Below are 15,771 nucleotides of genomic sequence, written 5' to 3' on the forward strand. Positions count from 1 at the left end.
GCGAGCACGGCGGCGTATGCCGCCGGCATCGCGATCGCGCGCGTTCACAGGGAACCCTCGGGGACGAGCGTGTAGCGGGTGAGCGCGGTCGCGTCCCAGGTCATGCGCCGGCGCCCCGCGAGCACGCCGGAGACCTCCCGGGCGGGGACCGCTCGCTCGCCGCAAGTGACGGTCAGCGGCGGAGTGTCGCCGGGTACCTCCGCGCCGTGCGCAAGGAGAAGACCGGAAAGATCAAGAACTCGCCCAGCACCGCCCGCCTGATCGAGGGAGAGCGCACCATCGGCTGGCGCGCGGCACTCATCGAACTCGACATCGCCTATCCAGGCCGAATCAAGTAAAGACCGCTCTCTGACTATCAGAAATGATCTTTACAAACCTGAAGTGACAATCTCGGCAGCGAGGTAGTGCGACGTAACGCGTGGGTGGGTCCGGGGTGTCATATGGTGACGATCTGCCATTCCTGGTTGGCGCCGTTGTTTCCGGGCCATTGGATGATTCGGGCGCCGTCGGCTGTGGAGCCCCCTTCAACGTCCGCGCACAATCCGTTGCCGATGTTGACGAGCCGGTAGTAGCCGCTTGTGGCTGCGGGAAGGAGTTTCCACTGCTGGTTCGCGCCGTTGTTATCGGTCGCCTGGACGAGGGCGGCGCCCTGGTTGGCGTTCGGGCTGCTGAGGACCTTGCCGCTGCCGACACCGAACAGCCGTAAGGAGCCGTCGGAGTTCTGCGACATCCGCCACTGCTGGTTGGGCCCGCCGTTCCAGCGCCATTGGACGATGGCGGCGCCGTCGGCGGTCTTGAAGTCCAAGCCGAGGATCTGGCAGATCTGGGTCTGGTTGTAGCCCTCGGCGAGGAGCTTGTGGATCTCAGCGTGACGGTGGCGGGTCCGCTCCACGACCCGGCTCTCCTTAACCGCGGTCATCGCTTCGCTCCGCTCGGGCTCACTCGGGTCTGGCGCGGGTTCACGCAGGTCAGCGTGGTGAGCACGAACCGTCTTGTCGACCGCCACGCACAGGTTCTGGTACAGATGCCACCGGTCTGCGCACTGCTGGGCATCGGGTGCCCCCAGACGGGCGCCCTCAGCGAAGCCGCCGGCGCGGTCGCGGCACACCGCCCGTACCCCTGGGTGCGCGATCAGCCAGTCGGCCAACATCTGGGCTTCCCAGCCGTCCAGCACATCGACCGGCCGGCGGGTGTCCATGTCGACCAGGATGGTGGTCGAGGGGGTGACCCAGTGGCGGCAACGCCGCACGCTCAGGTTGCGTGCTGTGTTGGAGCGGGTCGCGTTGGCACTGGCCGGGCGGGCCGGAGCACGCCTGACAGCGAGGCTGTTCAACGAACGTCGCCACCCCGCACGCGGGGCCGACACAGCGCACCCGGCGCACTTCCAACTCAGCCCGCATCGGCCGTCCGGCACACGATAGGTCCTTCAGTCTGCGCCGATACCGGTCATGCACTCGTGCGGACGGCGTCCCGCACTCCCGCCAGGCCACCGGGCCGAAACCGTCCGAACCATCAGGACCACTCCCATGTCCCCGATCTCGGCCCGAACGAACTCCAGCCCGCCCAGGTGCGGGAACAGCATCTCTAACAGGCGAGCCTGGTCGGACGACACCTCGTGCAGCACAATGGACCCCCACGTGGCCGTTCTTCATGTCGATCTTCGAGTGATCCAGATCGTGAACGGTCACGCCCATGCAGCCTGTTACAGGACCGCGATTAACGCCACCAGCGCCGGAACTCACACTCCGTAACCCGCCCCATGAAGTGAGACAGAGCCAGAAGTTCCTGACCGTGCACAAGGGGCGTTGTGCACGGAACTGTTGCGCTCCCGGGGCGGATCGCAGCGCGGAGCTGCCTATGAACCGGCCGTCGTTCAGGTCCTGACGTCACATCGTGCATTGCCGGGGACGCGTCCGAGCAGTTGCGGGTGCTCGGAGGCCGTAAGGCTTGTCAGGCACCTCGACATCAAGGCTCTGATGAGGTCGCTGATAGCGGCCCACAGTTGGCCCACAACCAGTGAGCGTCAACGAGAACGGGCGGGACTCCGTGAGACTAGAGGCCCGCCCGTATCTGCGATGTTCACCCTGCTCAGCGGCCGGAACCGCTGGTCAAGATCGAGTGCCCCCTGCAGGATTCGAACCTGCGCACCCGGCTCCGGAGGCCGGTGCTCTATCCCCTGAGCTAAGGGGGCTCGACGAGTGATAAGGCTATCAGCATCCCGGCACCACTCGGCACAGGATAAAGGTCCTTGAACACATCCAGCGAAAACCACCCGTGACGACCTCGCTACAGGTTACCTTGGCGCCCGTGGGCGAGGTTCTTGGGAAAGTACTGGTCGTGGACGACGACGAGGTCATCCGGCAGCTCATCGCGGTCAACCTGAACCTGGAGGGGTTCGAGGTCGCGACCGCCACCGATGGGCAGGACTGCCTTGATCGCGTGCTCGACGTCATGCCGGACGTCATCACGTTGGACGTGATGATGCCGTGTCTGGATGGATGGACGACGGCGCAGAGGTTGCGGACCGAGGAGTCCACGAGCCACATCAAGGTGGTGTTGATCACGGCGCGGGCTCAGGACGATGATAGGCGGCGGGGGTTGGGGATCGGGGTCGACGCTTATCTGACCAAGCCTTTCGATCCGGCCGAGTTGATCCAGGTCGTACGGGATCTGGCGACGGCGGCCGGTAAAGGGTGACGGCGGCCGGCAAAAGGTGATGGCAGCCCGTGAAGGGTGACGGTGGCCGGTGAGCGGTGACGGTGGCCGGTGAGCGGTGACGGTGGCCGGTGAGCGGTGACGGTGGCCGGTAGAGGGTAGGGGTGGCCTGAGGTTCTCGCTCCCCGGATCCGATGGGAGTGGTGGGCGTGGACGAGCGGCTTGAGCGGACCCGGGAGCTCTATGAGCGGGCCGTTTTCGGCGGGGAGGTGGCCGTGCTGGAGGCCGCCGATCGGGGGCTGGACGGCGTGGAGGCCGATCTGGCGCTGGCGCGGGGGCAGATCTTGCATGCCCGATTTCTCGACGGGCAGGGCGGGCAGGCCGAGGAGGAGCTGGGGCTGTTCGAGAGGGCGGCGGAGCTCTATCGGACGCTCGGGGATGTCCGGGGCGAGGGTGAGGCGCTGCTCTGGGTGGGACTCTTCCATCAGGTCGTCCGTGAGGACGAGGCGCCCGCGGCGGCGGCTTTCGAGCGGGCCCACGAGCTGGCGACCCAGGCCGGCGACAAGCTGACCCTCTCGTACGTCCTGCGCCACCTGGGCATCGCCGAGCACATGGCCGGACGGCTGCCGGCGGCGCGCGAACGGCTGGAGCAGTCCGTACGGCTGCGCAGGGAGATCGGGTTCATGACCGGGGTGGCGGCCAATCTGGTGGGGCTGGCTTACATCGCCGTGGCCGAAGGCCGCCGTGATGACGCCGTGGCGATGCTGGATGAGGCCGCCGAGATCGCCAAGGCCGAGGGAGCGGCGACCGTGCTGGGGTGGGTCGAGGACGCCCGAGGGCAGGTGTAGCCGGCCGCTTCTTTTGTGAAAAGTTTGCGTACGGTGGGCCGTAGCGTTCCCTCCGACCCTAGGAAGGTCCAACCGTGCGTAGCTCCATTTTCGGCAATCTCGAGTCCCAGCAGTTGCCACCCGGCTTCGCGCTCCAGAACGGCAAGATGCTGCGCGTGCAGCTGCCGCACGAGGTCCTGGCCAAGCAGGGCTCCATGGTCGCCTTCCAGGGGAAGATGGACTTCGACTACGAGGGCGGCGGCCTCGGCAAGCTGTTCAAGAAGGCCGTGACGGGCGAGGGCGCGTCCCTCATGCGCGTACGCGGCGAAGGGCTGCTCTATCTCGCCGACAACGCCGACGACATCCACCTGTTCTACCTGGAGAACGAGGGGATCACCGTCAACGGGCGCAACCTGCTGGCGTTCCAGCCGCAGCTCACCTGGGACATCCAGCGCGTGCAGGGGGCGGGCATCGCGGCGGGCGGGCTGTTCAACACGACGGTCACCGGGACCGGGTGGGTGGCGGTGACCACACACGGCACGCCGGTGCTGCTCGATGCCGCCCGCATGCCCACGTACGCCGACGGCCAGTCCGCCGTGTGCTGGAGCACGGGGCTGCACGTCGGCGTCAACCGGACGATGAAGGTGGGGGCGCTGATCGGGCGGGGCAGCGGGGAGGCCATGCAGCTGGCGTTCACCGGGCAGGGGTTCGTGCTGGTGCAGGCCAGCGAAGGAGCGCCCATCGTCACCCAGAGCTAGACAGGTAATTAGCTAATTGCCATAATGCCTTTGTGCTGGACGTCGACCTGGTCAAGGCGCTGGCCAATGACAAGCGGCTGCTGATCCTCGATTGGCTGCGCGATCCCGAGCGCCACTTCCCGCCACAGCGCGACGGCGACCTCGTACGCGACGGAGTCTGCTCGCTCTTCATCGCCGAGAAGCTCGGCGTGAGCCAGCCCACCTGCGGCGAGCACCTCAAGGTGCTCGCCAAGGCGGGCCTGATCCGCGGCAAGAAGATCAAGCAGTGGGTGTTCTATCAGCGCGACGAGGACCGGATCGTCGCGGCGAAGGAGTTGTTGAGCAGTGGCTGGTGAGCTGTACGAGCGGCTGATCTCCGACATGGACGCCGCCGGCGCCCGCTACCGGGTGATCGAGCACGCGCCGGAGGGGCGGACCGACGAGGTCAGCGCCCTGCGCGGGCACGACGTCGCACAGGCCGCCAAATGTCTCGTCGTGATGGTCAAGATCGGCAAGAAGCAGACCCGTCACGTGCTGGCCGTCGTGCCCGGCAACGCCCGGCTCGACCTGCAGGCGGTCAAGACGCTGCTGGACGGCACGTACGTGGCCTTCGCCGCCAAGGACAAGGCCGAGGAGCTGGCCGGCAGCATGAGCGGGACCGTGCTCCCGTTCAGCTACGACCCCCGGCTGGAGCTGATCGCGGACCCGGCGCTGCTCGACCAGCCCGAGCTGTACTTCAACGCCGCCAGGCTCGACCGGTCCGTCGCGCTGGCCACCGACGACTACGTACGGCTGGCCGAGCCCAGAGTCGCCCCCATCGCCCTCAACTAAGGAGCCCCCAGCTAGGAGTCCTCAGCTAGGAGCAGGTGGGCGTGGGGGCGGTGTTCGTGCCGCTCCACGAGGCGATGAAGCCGAACGTGGTCGAGGCCCCCGGCGCGAGCGAGCCGTTCCAGCCCACGTTACGCACGGTAACCGCGGAGCCGTTCGCGCTCAGCGTGCCGTTCCAGAGCTGACTGATCCGCTGCCCGTTCGCGAACGCCCACTGCACCGTCCACGCGCTCATGGCCGAGGCGCCGGTGTTCTTGACGGTGACCTCGCCCTGGAAGCCGTCCTGCCACTGGTTGGCGTTCTTGTACGTCGCCGTGCACCCGCCACCCGTGGTGGGGGTCACCGTGGGGGTGACGGTGGGCGTCGAAGTGGGGGTGATCCCCGACAGGGCGTTCACCAGGGGCGGGTACCACTTGTCGGACATCTTCTGGTCACCGGCCGAGTTCGGGTGCACGCCGTCGTAGGTGTCCGTGCTCGTGCTGAACCCCGTCCACTGGTCCACCACCGTGATCGGCGACTGCTGCGTGGTGGTCGCGGCCGCCCAGGCGGGGATGGCGTTGTTGAAGTTCACGGCGCGCTGGCCGCAGTCGGGGCAGGTGGACGGGTTCATGGGGATGATCTTGGCGACGAGGATCTTCATGTTCGGGTTGCCGGCCCGCATCTGGTTCACGAGCGTGGTGAACGCGCCGAGGATCGTCGCCGGCGCGATGTTGCTCCACACGTCGTTCGTGCCGAGGTGCATCAGCACGATGTCGGGTTTGGTCGCCGAGAGCCAGCCGGGCAGCTGGTTCTGGTTGGCGATGTTGGTGGCCAGGAAGCCGCCGTGGCCCTCGTTGTCGCCGTCGTACGAGACGCCGCAGCCCTGCGGCGGGAGGGTGCCGACGAAGTCGATGTTGGTGTAGCCGGTGCTCTGGAGCCGGTTCCACAGCAGGGCCCGCCAGCAGCCCGGAGAGCCGGTGATCGAGTCGCCCAGGGGCATGATCCGGGTGGCGGCGGCACCGCTGGCCTGCGTGGTCGTCGCGAATAACACCGCCGCGGCGAACGCCAGCATCGCCGCCAGCAACGTGCTGGTCCTGCGCATCGTCTGCTCTCCCGTCGTAGCCTGCGCAGATCGTAAGGACGGCTCACGTACGGCGGGAAGGCGGCGAGCCACGCACGAGGCGGCGACCTGCGCGAACGCGGGGATCGGCGTGTAACTTTCAGACCCCGCCCTTGCGGACCACGGCGAGCGGGCCGGGGGCGTGGTGGAGTCGGCGTATAACTTTCAGACCCCGCCCCTGCGGACCACGGCGAGCGGGCCGGGGGCGTGGTGGAGCATGGCCTGGCTGATCGAGCCCATGAGCATCCCGGCCAGCTGGCGGCGCCCGTGCGTGCCGACCACCAGCAGGTCCGCGCCGGCCGCCGCCTCCCGCAGCACCTCGACGGGGTGGCCGTGCACGATCTCCGCCACCACCTCCACACCGGGATGCCGCTCCCGGTGCCCCGCCAGGAGCTCGTTCAGCTCATGCGAGCGGTCCAGCTCGCTGTCGCGGTCGGCCGGCTCGAACCCGCTCGGATGCGGCCAGGCCCACGCGTGTACGGCGCGCAGCTTCGTACCGCGCAATTCGGCCTCGGCGAACGCGAAGCCGAGCGCCCGGACGCCCCAGGGCGAACCGTCGACTCCCACCACGATCTCGCCGCGCGGGGCCGAGGGACGGGCGCGTATCAGGACGACGTCCGTGACCGCGTGCGCGGCCACGCCGTACGCGACGGACCCCACCAGCAGCCCGCGCACGCCGCCGACCCCCCGGCTGCCGACAACCAGCAGCTCGGCCTTCTCGGAGATCTTGACCAGGGCGAAGCGGGGATCGCCCGGCAGCAGGACGGTCTCCACCGTGATCTCCGGCCGCTCCCGCAGGGCGCGGTCCCGCGCGGAGATCAGCACCGACTTCGCGCCCTCGCGCAGCCACCGGCCGACCTCGGCGTAGTGCCCGCCGGTCTCCTCGCACACCCACTTCGGAACGGCGTGCGCCACGGTAAGCGGCACCTGTCTCAGCGCCGCCTCCGTGGCGGCCCAGCCGGCGGCGTCCAGCCCGGTTCTCGAGCCGTCAACGCCGACGATGATCATCGAACTGGCTCCTCAGTCGAAGGCGTAGCACTCCACCTCGGCGCGGCGGTACGTCAGCCCCGCGGAGACGGCCTCGCGAACGCACTGGCGTTCGGCCTTACTGAGCTTGAGCGTGCCGCATACGGTCACGCCGGAATACGTGCGACAGTCGAGCGTCTTGTCGTATTTGCCGATGCGGTACATCTCCTTGACCGCCTCACGGCACTTCGCCTTGCCCTGGTCGGCGTAGCGGCACTGGGAGATGAGGGTGTCGTACTGTTGCTGACTCACTTCGTGCTGGGCGGTACCGTCACCGAAGGCGGCGGTCACGCCGGACGTGGCCATGACCACGAGCCCTGCGACAGCGGCGATCTTTTTCATATTTCCCCTGATGGGACCATACCGCCCAGAGCCCTCGCCAAACCTCGTGCGATCTCCCGCAGGCGGGGTAGGGCTCCGATTGAAGATTCCTTCGTCCCCTCTCGGAGGAGGTAGAAATGGGCACATCGGGAGTCGAAAAAACAGTGCAGGACGTGATGCACCGCGGAGCGCAGTGCGTCGGCGAACACGACAGCCTCCGCACGGCCGCGCAGATGATGCGTGACCTGTCGGTCGGCGCATTGCCGATCTGCGGGGACGACGACCGGCTCAAAGGGATCATCACCGACCGCGACATCGTGATCAAGTGTTGCGCCGAGGGCAAGGACATCGACCAGACCACCGCGAGCGAGCTGGCTCACGGGCTGGTCTGGGTGGAGGCCCGCAGCAGCGTCGAGGAGGCGCTGCAGAAGATGACGCAGCACCAGATTAAGCGGCTACCCGTGATCGAGAACCACCGGATCGTGGGCATGGTCTCCGAGGCCGATCTGGCGAAGGAGCTGCCGGACAACAAGCTCGCCGAGTTCGTCCACCGCGTATACGCACCCGCGTAAACGCGATCTATCAGATGCGAGGGGGTCCCAGAGCGGGGCCCCCTCACCCTGTGAAAAACAGAGACCGGATGTGCAACCTTTCGTCCCATGGGCCGCATTGGTAAGGGGCGAGAGGAGAGCACATTGGATCGTCACGACGGCTTCCGCGAGTTCGTGCTGGCCCGCCAGCAAGCGCTGATGCGGACCGCGTACCTGCTCGTGGGGGACGCCCACCTCGCCGAGGACCTGCTGCAGAGCGTCTTGACCAAGATCGTTAAGCACTGGCCCAAACTGGCCAAGGAGGGCAATCCCGCGGCATACACGCGCAAGGCCCTGGTCAACCAGTACCTGGCCTGGCGGCGCCGTCCCCGGCCCGAGGTGCTGAGCGCCGCGCCGCCCGAGCGGGCCGCCTCGCATGACAACGCCACGCTCGACCGGATCGTCCTGCGCCAGGCGCTGGCCAAGCTGACCCGCAAGCAGCGGGCGGTGATCGTGCTGCGCTACTGGGAGGACCTCACCGAGGCGCAGACGGCCGAAGCGCTCGGCTGCTCGATCGGCACCGTCAAGAGCCAGACCCATCATGCCCTTGCCCGCCTGCGCGCGCTCGCGCCCGAGCTGGCGGACGACCCGTACCTGCAGGAGGTAGTTCGATGACCAGGCTGCGCGAGGCGCTGAGCGGTCTCGCGGAGGAAGCGCCGATGGTGAGCCTGGCCGACGTGGCCATCGCCGGCCACCGGCGCAGGCAGCGCGTCACGATGGCGGCGACCACCGTGGCGACGGTCGCGGCGCTGGTGGCCTCGGCGGCGGTCGCGACGGTGGTCTGGCCCCGTGGCGCCTACCCGGCCGCCCCGCAAAGAGCGGACGCGGTGGCCGACCTTCCCGACGGCAAGGTGGGGGCGCTCGGGTACGCGTACAAGACGCCCTGCGACGTGTCCGAGGACAATCAGGTCATCAACTGCCGCGTCCAGGAATGGCGGGTGGTCACCCGCGCCGGCACGACGTACCGGGTGCCGCAGGCGCTGACCGTCACCCGCAAGGGCGATCGCGTCCCCATCACGATCAGCCGGGACGGTCGCATGCTGGCCTACTACAGCCGCGAGGCCCAGGCCCACGTGGTCCGCGACCTGGTGACCGGCGCCGTGATGACCTCCCCCGTCAAGGTGAAGGAGGAGCGGGTCCAGGTCGGCAACCAGCTCGTCGTCTCCGACGACGGCCGTTACGTGGGCTTCGACCCGCGCGTGGGGAGCAAGGACACCGGGCTGCTGATCGACGTGCGCGCCGGCAAGTCGGTGCCGATACCCGCCAAGTTCGAGGTCATCAGCATCAAGGGCGGCATCGCCGAGCTGGTCCGCTACGGCAGGACCGACATGTGGCTGATGCCCGTCACCGGCGGAGGCAAGCCGGTGCACTTCGACGGAACGTTCATCGACTTCAGTGAGATCGCTCCGGACGGCCGCACGCTGGTCGCCAACGACCACAACGACTACAGGAACAAAAGGCAGACGCTCACGGTCCTCGACGCCAAGACCGGGCGGATCGTGCGGAAGGTGCCGATCCGCGGCCTGCCGAAGGACGGCGGCTTCCACGGCGCCTCCATCTGGCAGAGCCCGTCCGAGGTCCTGATCCTCAGCGAGGGCAAGAAGGCCGGCACCTACGCGGTCGACATCGAAACCGGGAAGGCCCGGCGCGTGGCCGACTATTCCTCCGGGCGCAAGACCGACCTGATCCTGCCCGGGAAGGCCGGCGGGAAGTAGCCGCGAGGGCGAGACCTGTCTCGCCCTCGCCTCAGGCGGAGATCAGCGGATCCTGGCGAGGTCGATGAGCACGTACTGGTCGTTGAGCTCGTAGGACACCAGGCCGCCATGGAGGATCCCCGGCTCGACCCCGCTCATCCGGCCCTCGTCGGGCCGCAGGCCCAGGTCGCCCTGCTTGCCGGTGGCCAGATCCAGCAGCACCTGACCGGCCGCGGGACCGGGCGGATCGGCCGCCATGAACCGGTCGTCGCCCAGCCCGAGCACCGGGGAGCCGGGCAGATCCCGTTCCCCCGAGCCGTCGCGCAGCCGGTAGAAGCGCGTGTCGTCGGGCCTCATCCCGACGCAGGTCGTCACGCCGCACCTGACGTAGCTCTCCCCCGGCCGGACGACCGCCCTGCTCGCCTGCCCGGTCTCGGCGTTGAGCAGCTCCCGGAAGCTGGGCTCACGGGACTGCGTGTACTCACTCGGGGTGCCCACCCACGGCCAGCGCAGGATGTGGTGCCGTTCCGCACCCGCGACGGGGGTCACGCGCCCGCCCCTCAAAGGGAACGTGAAGACTCCGCCTTCGACGAGTGAGAACGCCACCCGGTCGCCGACCACGGTCAGCCCCTCACCGCGCCCCTTGACCGGGCCGCCGGTGTCGATCGCGGCGGCCTTCCCGCCGGAGACCGGCACCGACCAGAACCGTGTGTGCTCCTTCTCGTCGATCGTCTCCCAGACGATCCGGCCCGCGCCGACCGTGTAGTAGGAGGCGTGCACCTGCTGCGTGGAAGGGATGTCCGCGATCTTGCGGGTCCGGCCGGTGCCGAGATCGTAGGCGTGGACGGCGTCGGTCCGCCAGTCGCTCTTCGGCGTCCACAGGAGCACCGTGCGGTCGTCGATGAAGGTCACCGGGCGGAAATCGGGGAGGTTCGGGAGCTGCTTGGGGATCTTCCAGACCGCGTCGGGCCAGACTGCCTCGACAGGGTCGGGCAGCTTGGTCTGCGCCGGCTGCGCCCCGCCGGTGCCGCGTACCGTCACGCCGACGATCACCATGGCGACCGCCGCCACCAGCGCCTGCGTCCACGTCCGCGCCCTGCGACGGCGGGAGCGGGCCACGATCCGGCCGGGGAAGCCGGTCGGGGCCTGCGGGGCCCCCTCGGCGGCGCGGCCGAGAACCCGGCTCAGGTCGTCTTCCAGGTCCGTGCTCACGGGCTGCTCCTCCTCGCAGGCGTACGGTGGGCGATCGCGGAACGGAGCTTGGCCAGGCCGAGCGACGCGTGGCTGCGCACGGTCCCCTGGGAGATGCCGAGCACGCCGGCGATCTCGGCGTCGTGGAGCTGCTCGTAGAAGCGCAGGACGAGGACGGCACGCTGCTTGCGTGGCAGCCCTTCGAGCGCCTGCCAGAGCTCCTGGTCGGCGTCGGAGGGCAGCACGTCCTCGATCGGCGTCTCCGGGAGGGCCCAGGCGAGCTGCTCGCGGCGGCGGCGCCGCCAGGCGCTGATGTGCAGCCTGGCCATGATCGCCTTGGTGTAGCGCTCCGGGTCCTCCTTCCTTCGCACGCGCGCCCACGCCCGGTGCAGCCTGACCAGCGCCTCCTGCGTAAGATCCGCCGCGTCGTGCGGATTGCCGCTCAGGGCGTAGCCGTAGCGCAGCAGCGCGTTGGCGCGTTCGGCGACGAACTCCGCGAACCGGGGGTCGTCTTCCACTTACCATCGCCTTTCCGTGATCTGTCTCCCCTCAGACGGACCTGGCGGTGGATTTGTTGAATGGAGGGGGAACTACCGCCGTCAGACGCGATCGGCGGCGATGAGCAGGTACTGGAAGCTGCCGTCCTTGTACGCGTCGAGGAACGCCTGCTCGATCCCCGTCGCGAGGTTGGTCTTGGCGCGCAGCTCCCAATAGGGGATGGTCGCGGCGGTGAGGTCGATGACGTCGATGGGGACGAGGCGGTTGGCCGCCATTTCCTTGAAGTAGGTGCTGCGGGGGTGGATGTCGCAGATGTAGTGGGCGTTGATCAGGCTGACGGCACGCGAGGGCAGGCCGTAGGCGTCGTTGTAGCAGCCGGTGATGCACACGTACCGGCCGCCCCGGCTCAGGAGGCGGGCGTGCGCGGCGAACAGCAGCGACAGCTCGACGTACATCGTGCTCTCGTTGTTCCAGATCGCTTGGAACGATCCAGGCTCGAAGCCGGTATCGAGCATGTTGCGGAAATGGAAGCGCACCTTGTCGGACACACCGCGCTTCTCAGCCTGTTCGTTGGCGAAGGCCACCTGGGACTCCGAAATGGACACGCCGTCGACCTCGCAACCGTACCTGAGGTTGGCCAGGAAGCTGGAGCCACCGCGGCCGCAGCCGGCGTCCATGACCCGGTGCTCGGGGCGCAGGGGGCCGAGCTGGCCGATGAGGAGGTCGGCCTGCGCGTGCTCCAGCCGGTGGAGCTCCTCGACGATGCGTTTGTCGCGGGTGTCCTCCGGGCCTTCAAGGACCGACCAGTCCACCTCGCCGACGCCATAGTGGTGGTGGTAGATCCCGTCGACCTCACCCAGGCGCAAGTTGACCGGGTTTTTCTCGGTGTTCCAGTAGTCGGCGACGGAGTGCTGGTAGTAGGTGCTGAGTACGGGACTGGCCGTCATCGGCAGTACTCCTTTCCCTAGGACTTGTAGCGGCTGGTGGTGTCGTGCCATTCGACGCAGCCGGCCATCCAGCCCTGCGCCCCGCGCAGGAACCGCTTCAGCTCGACGGACGGTATGGCGTCGAGCGCTTGCCGGCTGGCTTCGAAACCTCTGACGAAGTCGTTGTGCATGGACACGGCGCGTTCGGTCGCCTCACGGATGGGGCAGCCCTCCTCCGCGGCGATCAGCAGGATCACGTTGGAGTCGGGGAGTTCGTCGGCCGCCTCCTTGGCGACGGAGTGCAGGTCGTTGACGAGCACGCTGGCGGTGCCCGCCTGCATGAGCGCAGTGTGGAACCTCCTGTCGGCGAAGAGATCGGCGGGCAGTTCGTACGCGCCCACGATGTCGATGAGCGTCATGGACGTGTAGAAGCTGTCGTGCTGCCGGGCCGCGAGGTAGCGCCACACGGGCGGCGGCGTCTCCAGGTAGCGCCAGGCGGCGTAGGCGGCCCAGCTCACGTACATCTGGGAGGTGATGTTGCAGATCCGCATGACCTGCGACGGGGTGGCGTGACGGGTGATGTGGCTGACGGACGCCCTCAGGGAGACCAGGACGGGGTCGGCCTCGATGGCCTCCTCCAGCTGGCGCGTGTAGTCGCCCGCGGGCGGAGGCGGGTCCATGGCCGAGGTCACGAGGGCGAGCCGCGGCGGCAGCTCGGTCGGCGTCGCGCCCAGCTCGGTCTCGTCGGCGTAGTAGTCGTCGGCCGCCCACCAGGCGGCGTTCGTCTGCGCCGCGATCAGCAGCATGTCGGGGTCGTCGGCGTCGGGGTGGGTGAGCATGGCCAGCCGCCCGTAGCCGGTCGCGCCGAACTCCTCCATGCGCCCCTCGTGCAGGCCGATCCGCTCCGCCCACGCCACCAGCCGCCGGTCCACCTCGTCGGCCAGCTCCTGGTCGTTCCGGACGAGCTCGGGGCAGTAGAGCGGCGGATAGGACCCGTCGCCCCACTGCCGTTCCCGGTAGGACAGCGGGGCGAGAGCGTGGCGGTACGCGGCGCCGCGCGCCGCCTGCGCGGGATCCATCGGAGCGGGCCTGGGCGGCTGGTGCCCGTCCCTTCCGTCAGGCCGTGGCACGGGATGGCGGTCGAAGAGCGGCAGGCGCAGCGCGGAGGTGCCCAGACCGGTGGGACCTGCTGCGATCTCGGGCATGACGCGCCCCTTCCTGGAGTCGGGCCGGAGTCGGGCGGTCAGGAACGCGGCGTCGCGAGGTCGACGTTCTCGAGGATGCCGATGGCGTCGGGCACCAGGATCGCCGCCGAGTAGTAGGCGCTGACCAGGTACGACATCACGGCCTGGGAGTTGATGCCCATGAAGCGGGCGTTGAGCCCCGGCTCGTGCTCCTCCGGGAGGCCGGTCTGGTAGAGGCCGACGACGCCCTGGTCCTCCTCCCCCGTGCGCAGGGCCAGGATGGAGGTGGTCTGGTGGTCGGAGATCGGGATCTTGCCGCAGGGGAAGATCGGGATGCCGCGCCAGGCCGGGATCTCGTGGCCGTCCACGTCCGCGCTGCCCGGCACCAGCCCGCGCTTGTTGCACTCCCTGAAGAACGCGGCGATCGCCTTGGGGTGGGCGAGCAGCAGCTTGGTCTTGCGGCGCATGCTGATCAGGTCGTCCAGGTCGTCAGGGGTCGGCGGGCCCGACCAGGTGCTGATCCGCTGGTCGTACTCGGTGTTGTGCAGCAGGCCGAACTCGCGGTTGTTGACCAGCTCCCACTCCTGGCGCTCGCGGATCTCGTGGACCGTCAGGCGCAGCTGCTGTTCGAGCTGGCTCATGGGGTCGTTGAAGAGGTCGGCCACGCGCGTGTGGACCCGCAGGATGGTCTGGGTGACGCTGAGCTCGTACTCGCGGGGCCGGATGTCGTAGTCGACGAACGTGCCGTCGATGACCGGCTCGCCCACGTGCCCCGACGCGAGCGCGACGGCCGCCTCGCCGCGGCGGTTGACCGGCTTGCGCGTCTCCTCCAGATAGCTGACGACGTGCTCGCGCAGGGTGGGGATGCCGCCGAGCAGCTGCTGGATCTCGTGTCGCGGCGCCACCATGATCGTGCCGGAGGTGGCGGCCCTGACCGTGAACGGCCACCGGGGCCCCTCCTGCACGAGCGCGTCGTCGCCCAGGTGCGCCCCGTCGGTGAGGACGCCGAGGACCTGCGCGTCGCCGTACTTGCCTGAGGCCAGCCGTTCGAGCCGGCCATGGGCGATCACGTACGTGTCGGTGACCGGCGTGCCGGCCTCGGCGATGACCTCCCCCGCCTGGAACTCCCGCGGCGCGAAGGTCGAGGCGATCGCCGCCAGCGCGTCGAGGTCGTCGAAACCGCGCAGCAAGGGCAGCTCCTGGAGCGTCTGCGGGACGATGAGCACGTCGTCGGCCCCGTTGAGCACCACGCTCACCCGGCCGCGCCCGAGGTGGTGCGTCAGCCGGCGGTTGACCCGGTATGTGCCTCCGCGCACGTCGACCCACGGCAGCCTGCGCAGGAGCCAGCGGGAGGTGATGGCCTGCATCTGCGGGCGTGTCTTGGTGGTGGTGGCCAGGTTGCGCGCGGCCCGGGTGTCCAGGCTCAACCGGGGCTCCGTCGACATGTTCCCTCGCAATCGCTCGCCTGTGACAGCCGATGCCCGTGAGGCATTCACCACTGAACGTAGTCAGGCTGACACAATCCGTAGAGTGTCTTGATGGACACCTACTGCTAACCCCGGTGCGGTAGCGATCTAGCGGCGGCGGGCGCGGGCCAGGAGCCACAGCAGCAGGGGCGCTCCCAGCACGCCGGTGACCACGCCGACCGGCAGCTCCACGTCCGGGATCAGCAGCCGCGCGACGACGTCGGCGGCCAGCACGACGAACGCCCCGGCGAGCCCGGCGGCCAGCGGCGGCGGCCAGGCGGTGCGGGCCAGCCGCTGCGCGATCTGCGGCGCGGCCAGCGCCACGAACGCGACGGGACCGGCCGCCGCGGTGCCGGACGCGACCAGCGCCACCCCGGTCAGCAGCAGCGTCAGCCGCGCCGCCTGGACCGGGGCCCCGAGCACGACGGCCACCTCGTCACCGAGCTGCAGCGCCCGCGTCCAGCGGCCGAGGAGGAGCGCGGCGGGCACGAGGACGGCCAGGGCGAGCGCGAGCGGCGCCACGTGTCCCCAGTCGCGCCCGTTCAGGTTGCCGAACAGCCAGCCCAGCGCCTGCTGCGCCTGGAAGTTCCCCGTGGTGACCATGAGGTATTCGGTGGCGCTCGTGCACATCCACGACACGCCCACCCCGACCAGCACGATCCGGTAGCCGCTGGCCCCGCGCCGCCAGGCCAGCAGGTACGTCAGCAGCGCCACGACCACCGCGCCCAC

At 69.0% G+C, this 15,771-nt stretch carries 19 protein-coding genes, 1 tRNA gene and 1 pseudogene; 9 read left to right on the forward strand and 12 right to left on the reverse strand.

The features are described 5' to 3' along the window. A partial coding sequence (locus tag ACFKCF_RS57535) for a hypothetical protein (protein ID WP_394505474.1) occupies nucleotides 1-338 on the forward strand: 338 nt, incomplete at its 5' end. A 98-nt stretch (nucleotides 339-436) separates the two neighbouring features. Here ACFKCF_RS57535 and ACFKCF_RS57540 read toward each other — a convergent pair. The 3 genes and pseudogenes from ACFKCF_RS57540 to ACFKCF_RS57550 all read right to left on the reverse strand — a co-directional run bounded on the left by ACFKCF_RS57540 (nucleotide 437) and on the right by ACFKCF_RS57550 (nucleotide 2,191). Continuing rightward, nucleotides 437-1,414 carry an RICIN domain-containing protein gene (locus ACFKCF_RS57540; RefSeq protein ID WP_394505476.1) on the reverse strand — a complete coding sequence of 326 codons (978 nt, stop codon included), beginning with the start codon at nucleotides 1,412-1,414 and terminating at the stop codon, nucleotides 437-439. Beyond that, nucleotides 1,377-1,694 (reverse strand): annotated as a pseudogene (locus tag ACFKCF_RS57545) (hypothetical protein); the annotation flags it as partial. The pseudogene ACFKCF_RS57545 and the gene ACFKCF_RS57540, both read right to left, overlap by 38 nt. 425 nt (nucleotides 1,695-2,119) lie before the next feature. Beyond that, a tRNA-Arg gene (locus ACFKCF_RS57550) sits at nucleotides 2,120-2,191 on the reverse strand. Nucleotides 2,192-2,307: 116 nt separating this feature from the next. On the opposite strand from ACFKCF_RS57550, the gene ACFKCF_RS57555 reads away from it, so the two are divergent. The 5 genes from ACFKCF_RS57555 to ACFKCF_RS57575 all read left to right on the forward strand — a co-directional run bounded on the left by ACFKCF_RS57555 (nucleotide 2,308) and on the right by ACFKCF_RS57575 (nucleotide 5,050). After that, the gene (locus ACFKCF_RS57555; RefSeq protein WP_394505554.1) at nucleotides 2,308-2,697 is read left to right on the forward strand and encodes a response regulator transcription factor; all 390 of its coding nucleotides are present in this window, start codon (nucleotides 2,308-2,310) and stop codon (nucleotides 2,695-2,697) included. Nucleotides 2,698-2,864: 167 nt separating this feature from the next. Next, on the forward strand, nucleotides 2,865-3,503 hold the full coding sequence (locus tag ACFKCF_RS57560) for a tetratricopeptide repeat protein (protein WP_394505478.1): 639 nt from the start codon (nucleotides 2,865-2,867) through the stop codon (nucleotides 3,501-3,503). Between the two features lie 74 nt (nucleotides 3,504-3,577). Further along, a complete protein-coding gene (locus ACFKCF_RS57565) occupies nucleotides 3,578-4,240 on the forward strand; it encodes an AIM24 family protein (protein ID WP_394505480.1) in 663 nt (220 codons plus the stop codon). Nucleotides 4,241-4,272: 32 nt separating this feature from the next. Further along, complete coding sequence (locus ACFKCF_RS57570) at nucleotides 4,273-4,575, forward strand: ArsR/SmtB family transcription factor (RefSeq protein ID WP_394505482.1); 303 nt, start codon at nucleotides 4,273-4,275, stop codon at nucleotides 4,573-4,575. Beyond that, nucleotides 4,565-5,050 (forward strand): YbaK/prolyl-tRNA synthetase associated domain-containing protein, encoded by a 486-nt coding sequence (locus ACFKCF_RS57575; protein ID WP_394505484.1) that lies wholly within the window; start codon nucleotides 4,565-4,567, stop codon nucleotides 5,048-5,050. The genes ACFKCF_RS57570 and ACFKCF_RS57575 overlap by 11 nt, the downstream gene beginning before the upstream one ends. 25 nt (nucleotides 5,051-5,075) lie before the next feature. On the opposite strand, the gene ACFKCF_RS57580 is transcribed toward ACFKCF_RS57575, so the two are convergent. From ACFKCF_RS57580 to ACFKCF_RS57590, 3 genes are all read right to left on the reverse strand, one after another. After that, entirely contained in the window at nucleotides 5,076-6,128 is a 1,053-nt protein-coding gene (locus ACFKCF_RS57580) for a cellulose binding domain-containing protein (protein WP_394505486.1), read from the reverse strand. Nucleotides 6,129-6,311: 183 nt separating this feature from the next. Further along, nucleotides 6,312-7,154 carry a universal stress protein gene (locus tag ACFKCF_RS57585; RefSeq protein WP_394505488.1) on the reverse strand — a complete coding sequence of 281 codons (843 nt, stop codon included), beginning with the start codon at nucleotides 7,152-7,154 and terminating at the stop codon, nucleotides 6,312-6,314. A 12-nt stretch (nucleotides 7,155-7,166) separates the two neighbouring features. Continuing rightward, complete coding sequence (locus tag ACFKCF_RS57590; protein WP_394505490.1) at nucleotides 7,167-7,514, reverse strand: hypothetical protein; 348 nt, start codon at nucleotides 7,512-7,514, stop codon at nucleotides 7,167-7,169. Nucleotides 7,515-7,630: 116 nt separating this feature from the next. Between ACFKCF_RS57590 and ACFKCF_RS57595 the strand changes: the two genes are divergently transcribed. From ACFKCF_RS57595 to ACFKCF_RS57605, 3 genes are all read left to right on the forward strand, one after another. Beyond that, nucleotides 7,631-8,065: a CBS domain-containing protein gene (locus ACFKCF_RS57595; protein WP_394505492.1), complete on the forward strand. Its 435-nt coding sequence runs from the start codon at nucleotides 7,631-7,633 to the stop codon at nucleotides 8,063-8,065. 123 nt (nucleotides 8,066-8,188) lie between these two features. Then, nucleotides 8,189-8,698, forward strand: a complete 510-nt coding sequence (locus tag ACFKCF_RS57600; protein WP_394505493.1) for a SigE family RNA polymerase sigma factor — start codon at nucleotides 8,189-8,191, stop codon at nucleotides 8,696-8,698. Beyond that, nucleotides 8,695-9,798: a hypothetical protein gene (locus tag ACFKCF_RS57605; RefSeq protein ID WP_394505495.1), complete on the forward strand. Its 1,104-nt coding sequence runs from the start codon at nucleotides 8,695-8,697 to the stop codon at nucleotides 9,796-9,798. The genes ACFKCF_RS57600 and ACFKCF_RS57605 overlap by 4 nt, the downstream gene beginning before the upstream one ends. Nucleotides 9,799-9,840: 42 nt before the next feature. On the opposite strand, the gene ACFKCF_RS57610 is transcribed toward ACFKCF_RS57605, so the two are convergent. The 6 genes from ACFKCF_RS57610 to ACFKCF_RS57635 all read right to left on the reverse strand — a co-directional run bounded on the left by ACFKCF_RS57610 (nucleotide 9,841) and on the right by ACFKCF_RS57635 (nucleotide 15,771). Then, nucleotides 9,841-10,989, reverse strand: a complete 1,149-nt coding sequence (locus ACFKCF_RS57610) for a hypothetical protein (RefSeq protein WP_394505496.1) — start codon at nucleotides 10,987-10,989, stop codon at nucleotides 9,841-9,843. Further along, nucleotides 10,986-11,486, reverse strand: coding sequence for a SigE family RNA polymerase sigma factor (locus ACFKCF_RS57615; protein ID WP_394505498.1), 501 nt, complete (start codon nucleotides 11,484-11,486; stop codon nucleotides 10,986-10,988). Before ACFKCF_RS57615 ends, ACFKCF_RS57610 begins: the two co-directional genes overlap by 4 nt. Before the next feature lie 81 nt (nucleotides 11,487-11,567). Further along, complete coding sequence (locus ACFKCF_RS57620; protein WP_394505500.1) at nucleotides 11,568-12,413, reverse strand: geranyl diphosphate 2-C-methyltransferase; 846 nt, start codon at nucleotides 12,411-12,413, stop codon at nucleotides 11,568-11,570. A 17-nt stretch (nucleotides 12,414-12,430) separates the two neighbouring features. Continuing rightward, on the reverse strand, nucleotides 12,431-13,597 hold the full coding sequence (locus ACFKCF_RS57625; protein ID WP_394505502.1) for a family 2 encapsulin nanocompartment cargo protein terpene cyclase: 1,167 nt from the start codon (nucleotides 13,595-13,597) through the stop codon (nucleotides 12,431-12,433). A 38-nt stretch (nucleotides 13,598-13,635) separates the two neighbouring features. Next, complete coding sequence (locus ACFKCF_RS57630) at nucleotides 13,636-15,021, reverse strand: family 2B encapsulin nanocompartment shell protein (protein WP_394505503.1); 1,386 nt, start codon at nucleotides 15,019-15,021, stop codon at nucleotides 13,636-13,638. Nucleotides 15,022-15,150: 129 nt separating this feature from the next. Further along, a complete protein-coding gene (locus ACFKCF_RS57635; RefSeq protein ID WP_394505505.1) occupies nucleotides 15,151-15,771 on the reverse strand; it encodes a FecCD family ABC transporter permease in 621 nt (206 codons plus the stop codon).

The organism is Nonomuraea sp. JJY05 (assembly GCF_043496855.1).
GTDB lineage: Bacteria > Actinomycetota > Actinomycetes > Streptosporangiales > Streptosporangiaceae > Nonomuraea.

What these genes read in the sequence shown, in the direction of transcription:
- ACFKCF_RS57630 (WP_394505503.1), bottom strand. Translation starts at nt 15,021, where the DNA reads ATGTCGACGGAGCCCCGGTTGAGCCTGGACACCCGGGCCGCGCGCAAC.
- ACFKCF_RS57580 (WP_394505486.1), bottom strand. Translation starts at nt 6,128, where the DNA reads ATGCGCAGGACCAGCACGTTGCTGGCGGCGATGCTGGCGTTCGCCGCG.
- ACFKCF_RS57620 (WP_394505500.1), bottom strand. Translation starts at nt 12,413, where the DNA reads ATGACGGCCAGTCCCGTACTCAGCACCTACTACCAGCACTCCGTCGCC.
- ACFKCF_RS57590 (WP_394505490.1), bottom strand. Translation starts at nt 7,514, where the DNA reads ATGAAAAAGATCGCCGCTGTCGCAGGGCTCGTGGTCATGGCCACGTCC.
- ACFKCF_RS57605 (WP_394505495.1), top strand. Translation starts at nt 8,695, where the DNA reads ATGACCAGGCTGCGCGAGGCGCTGAGCGGTCTCGCGGAGGAAGCGCCG.
- ACFKCF_RS57595 (WP_394505492.1), top strand. Translation starts at nt 7,631, where the DNA reads ATGGGCACATCGGGAGTCGAAAAAACAGTGCAGGACGTGATGCACCGC.
- ACFKCF_RS57585 (WP_394505488.1), bottom strand. Translation starts at nt 7,154, where the DNA reads ATGATCATCGTCGGCGTTGACGGCTCGAGAACCGGGCTGGACGCCGCC.
- ACFKCF_RS57625 (WP_394505502.1), bottom strand. Translation starts at nt 13,597, where the DNA reads ATGCCCGAGATCGCAGCAGGTCCCACCGGTCTGGGCACCTCCGCGCTG.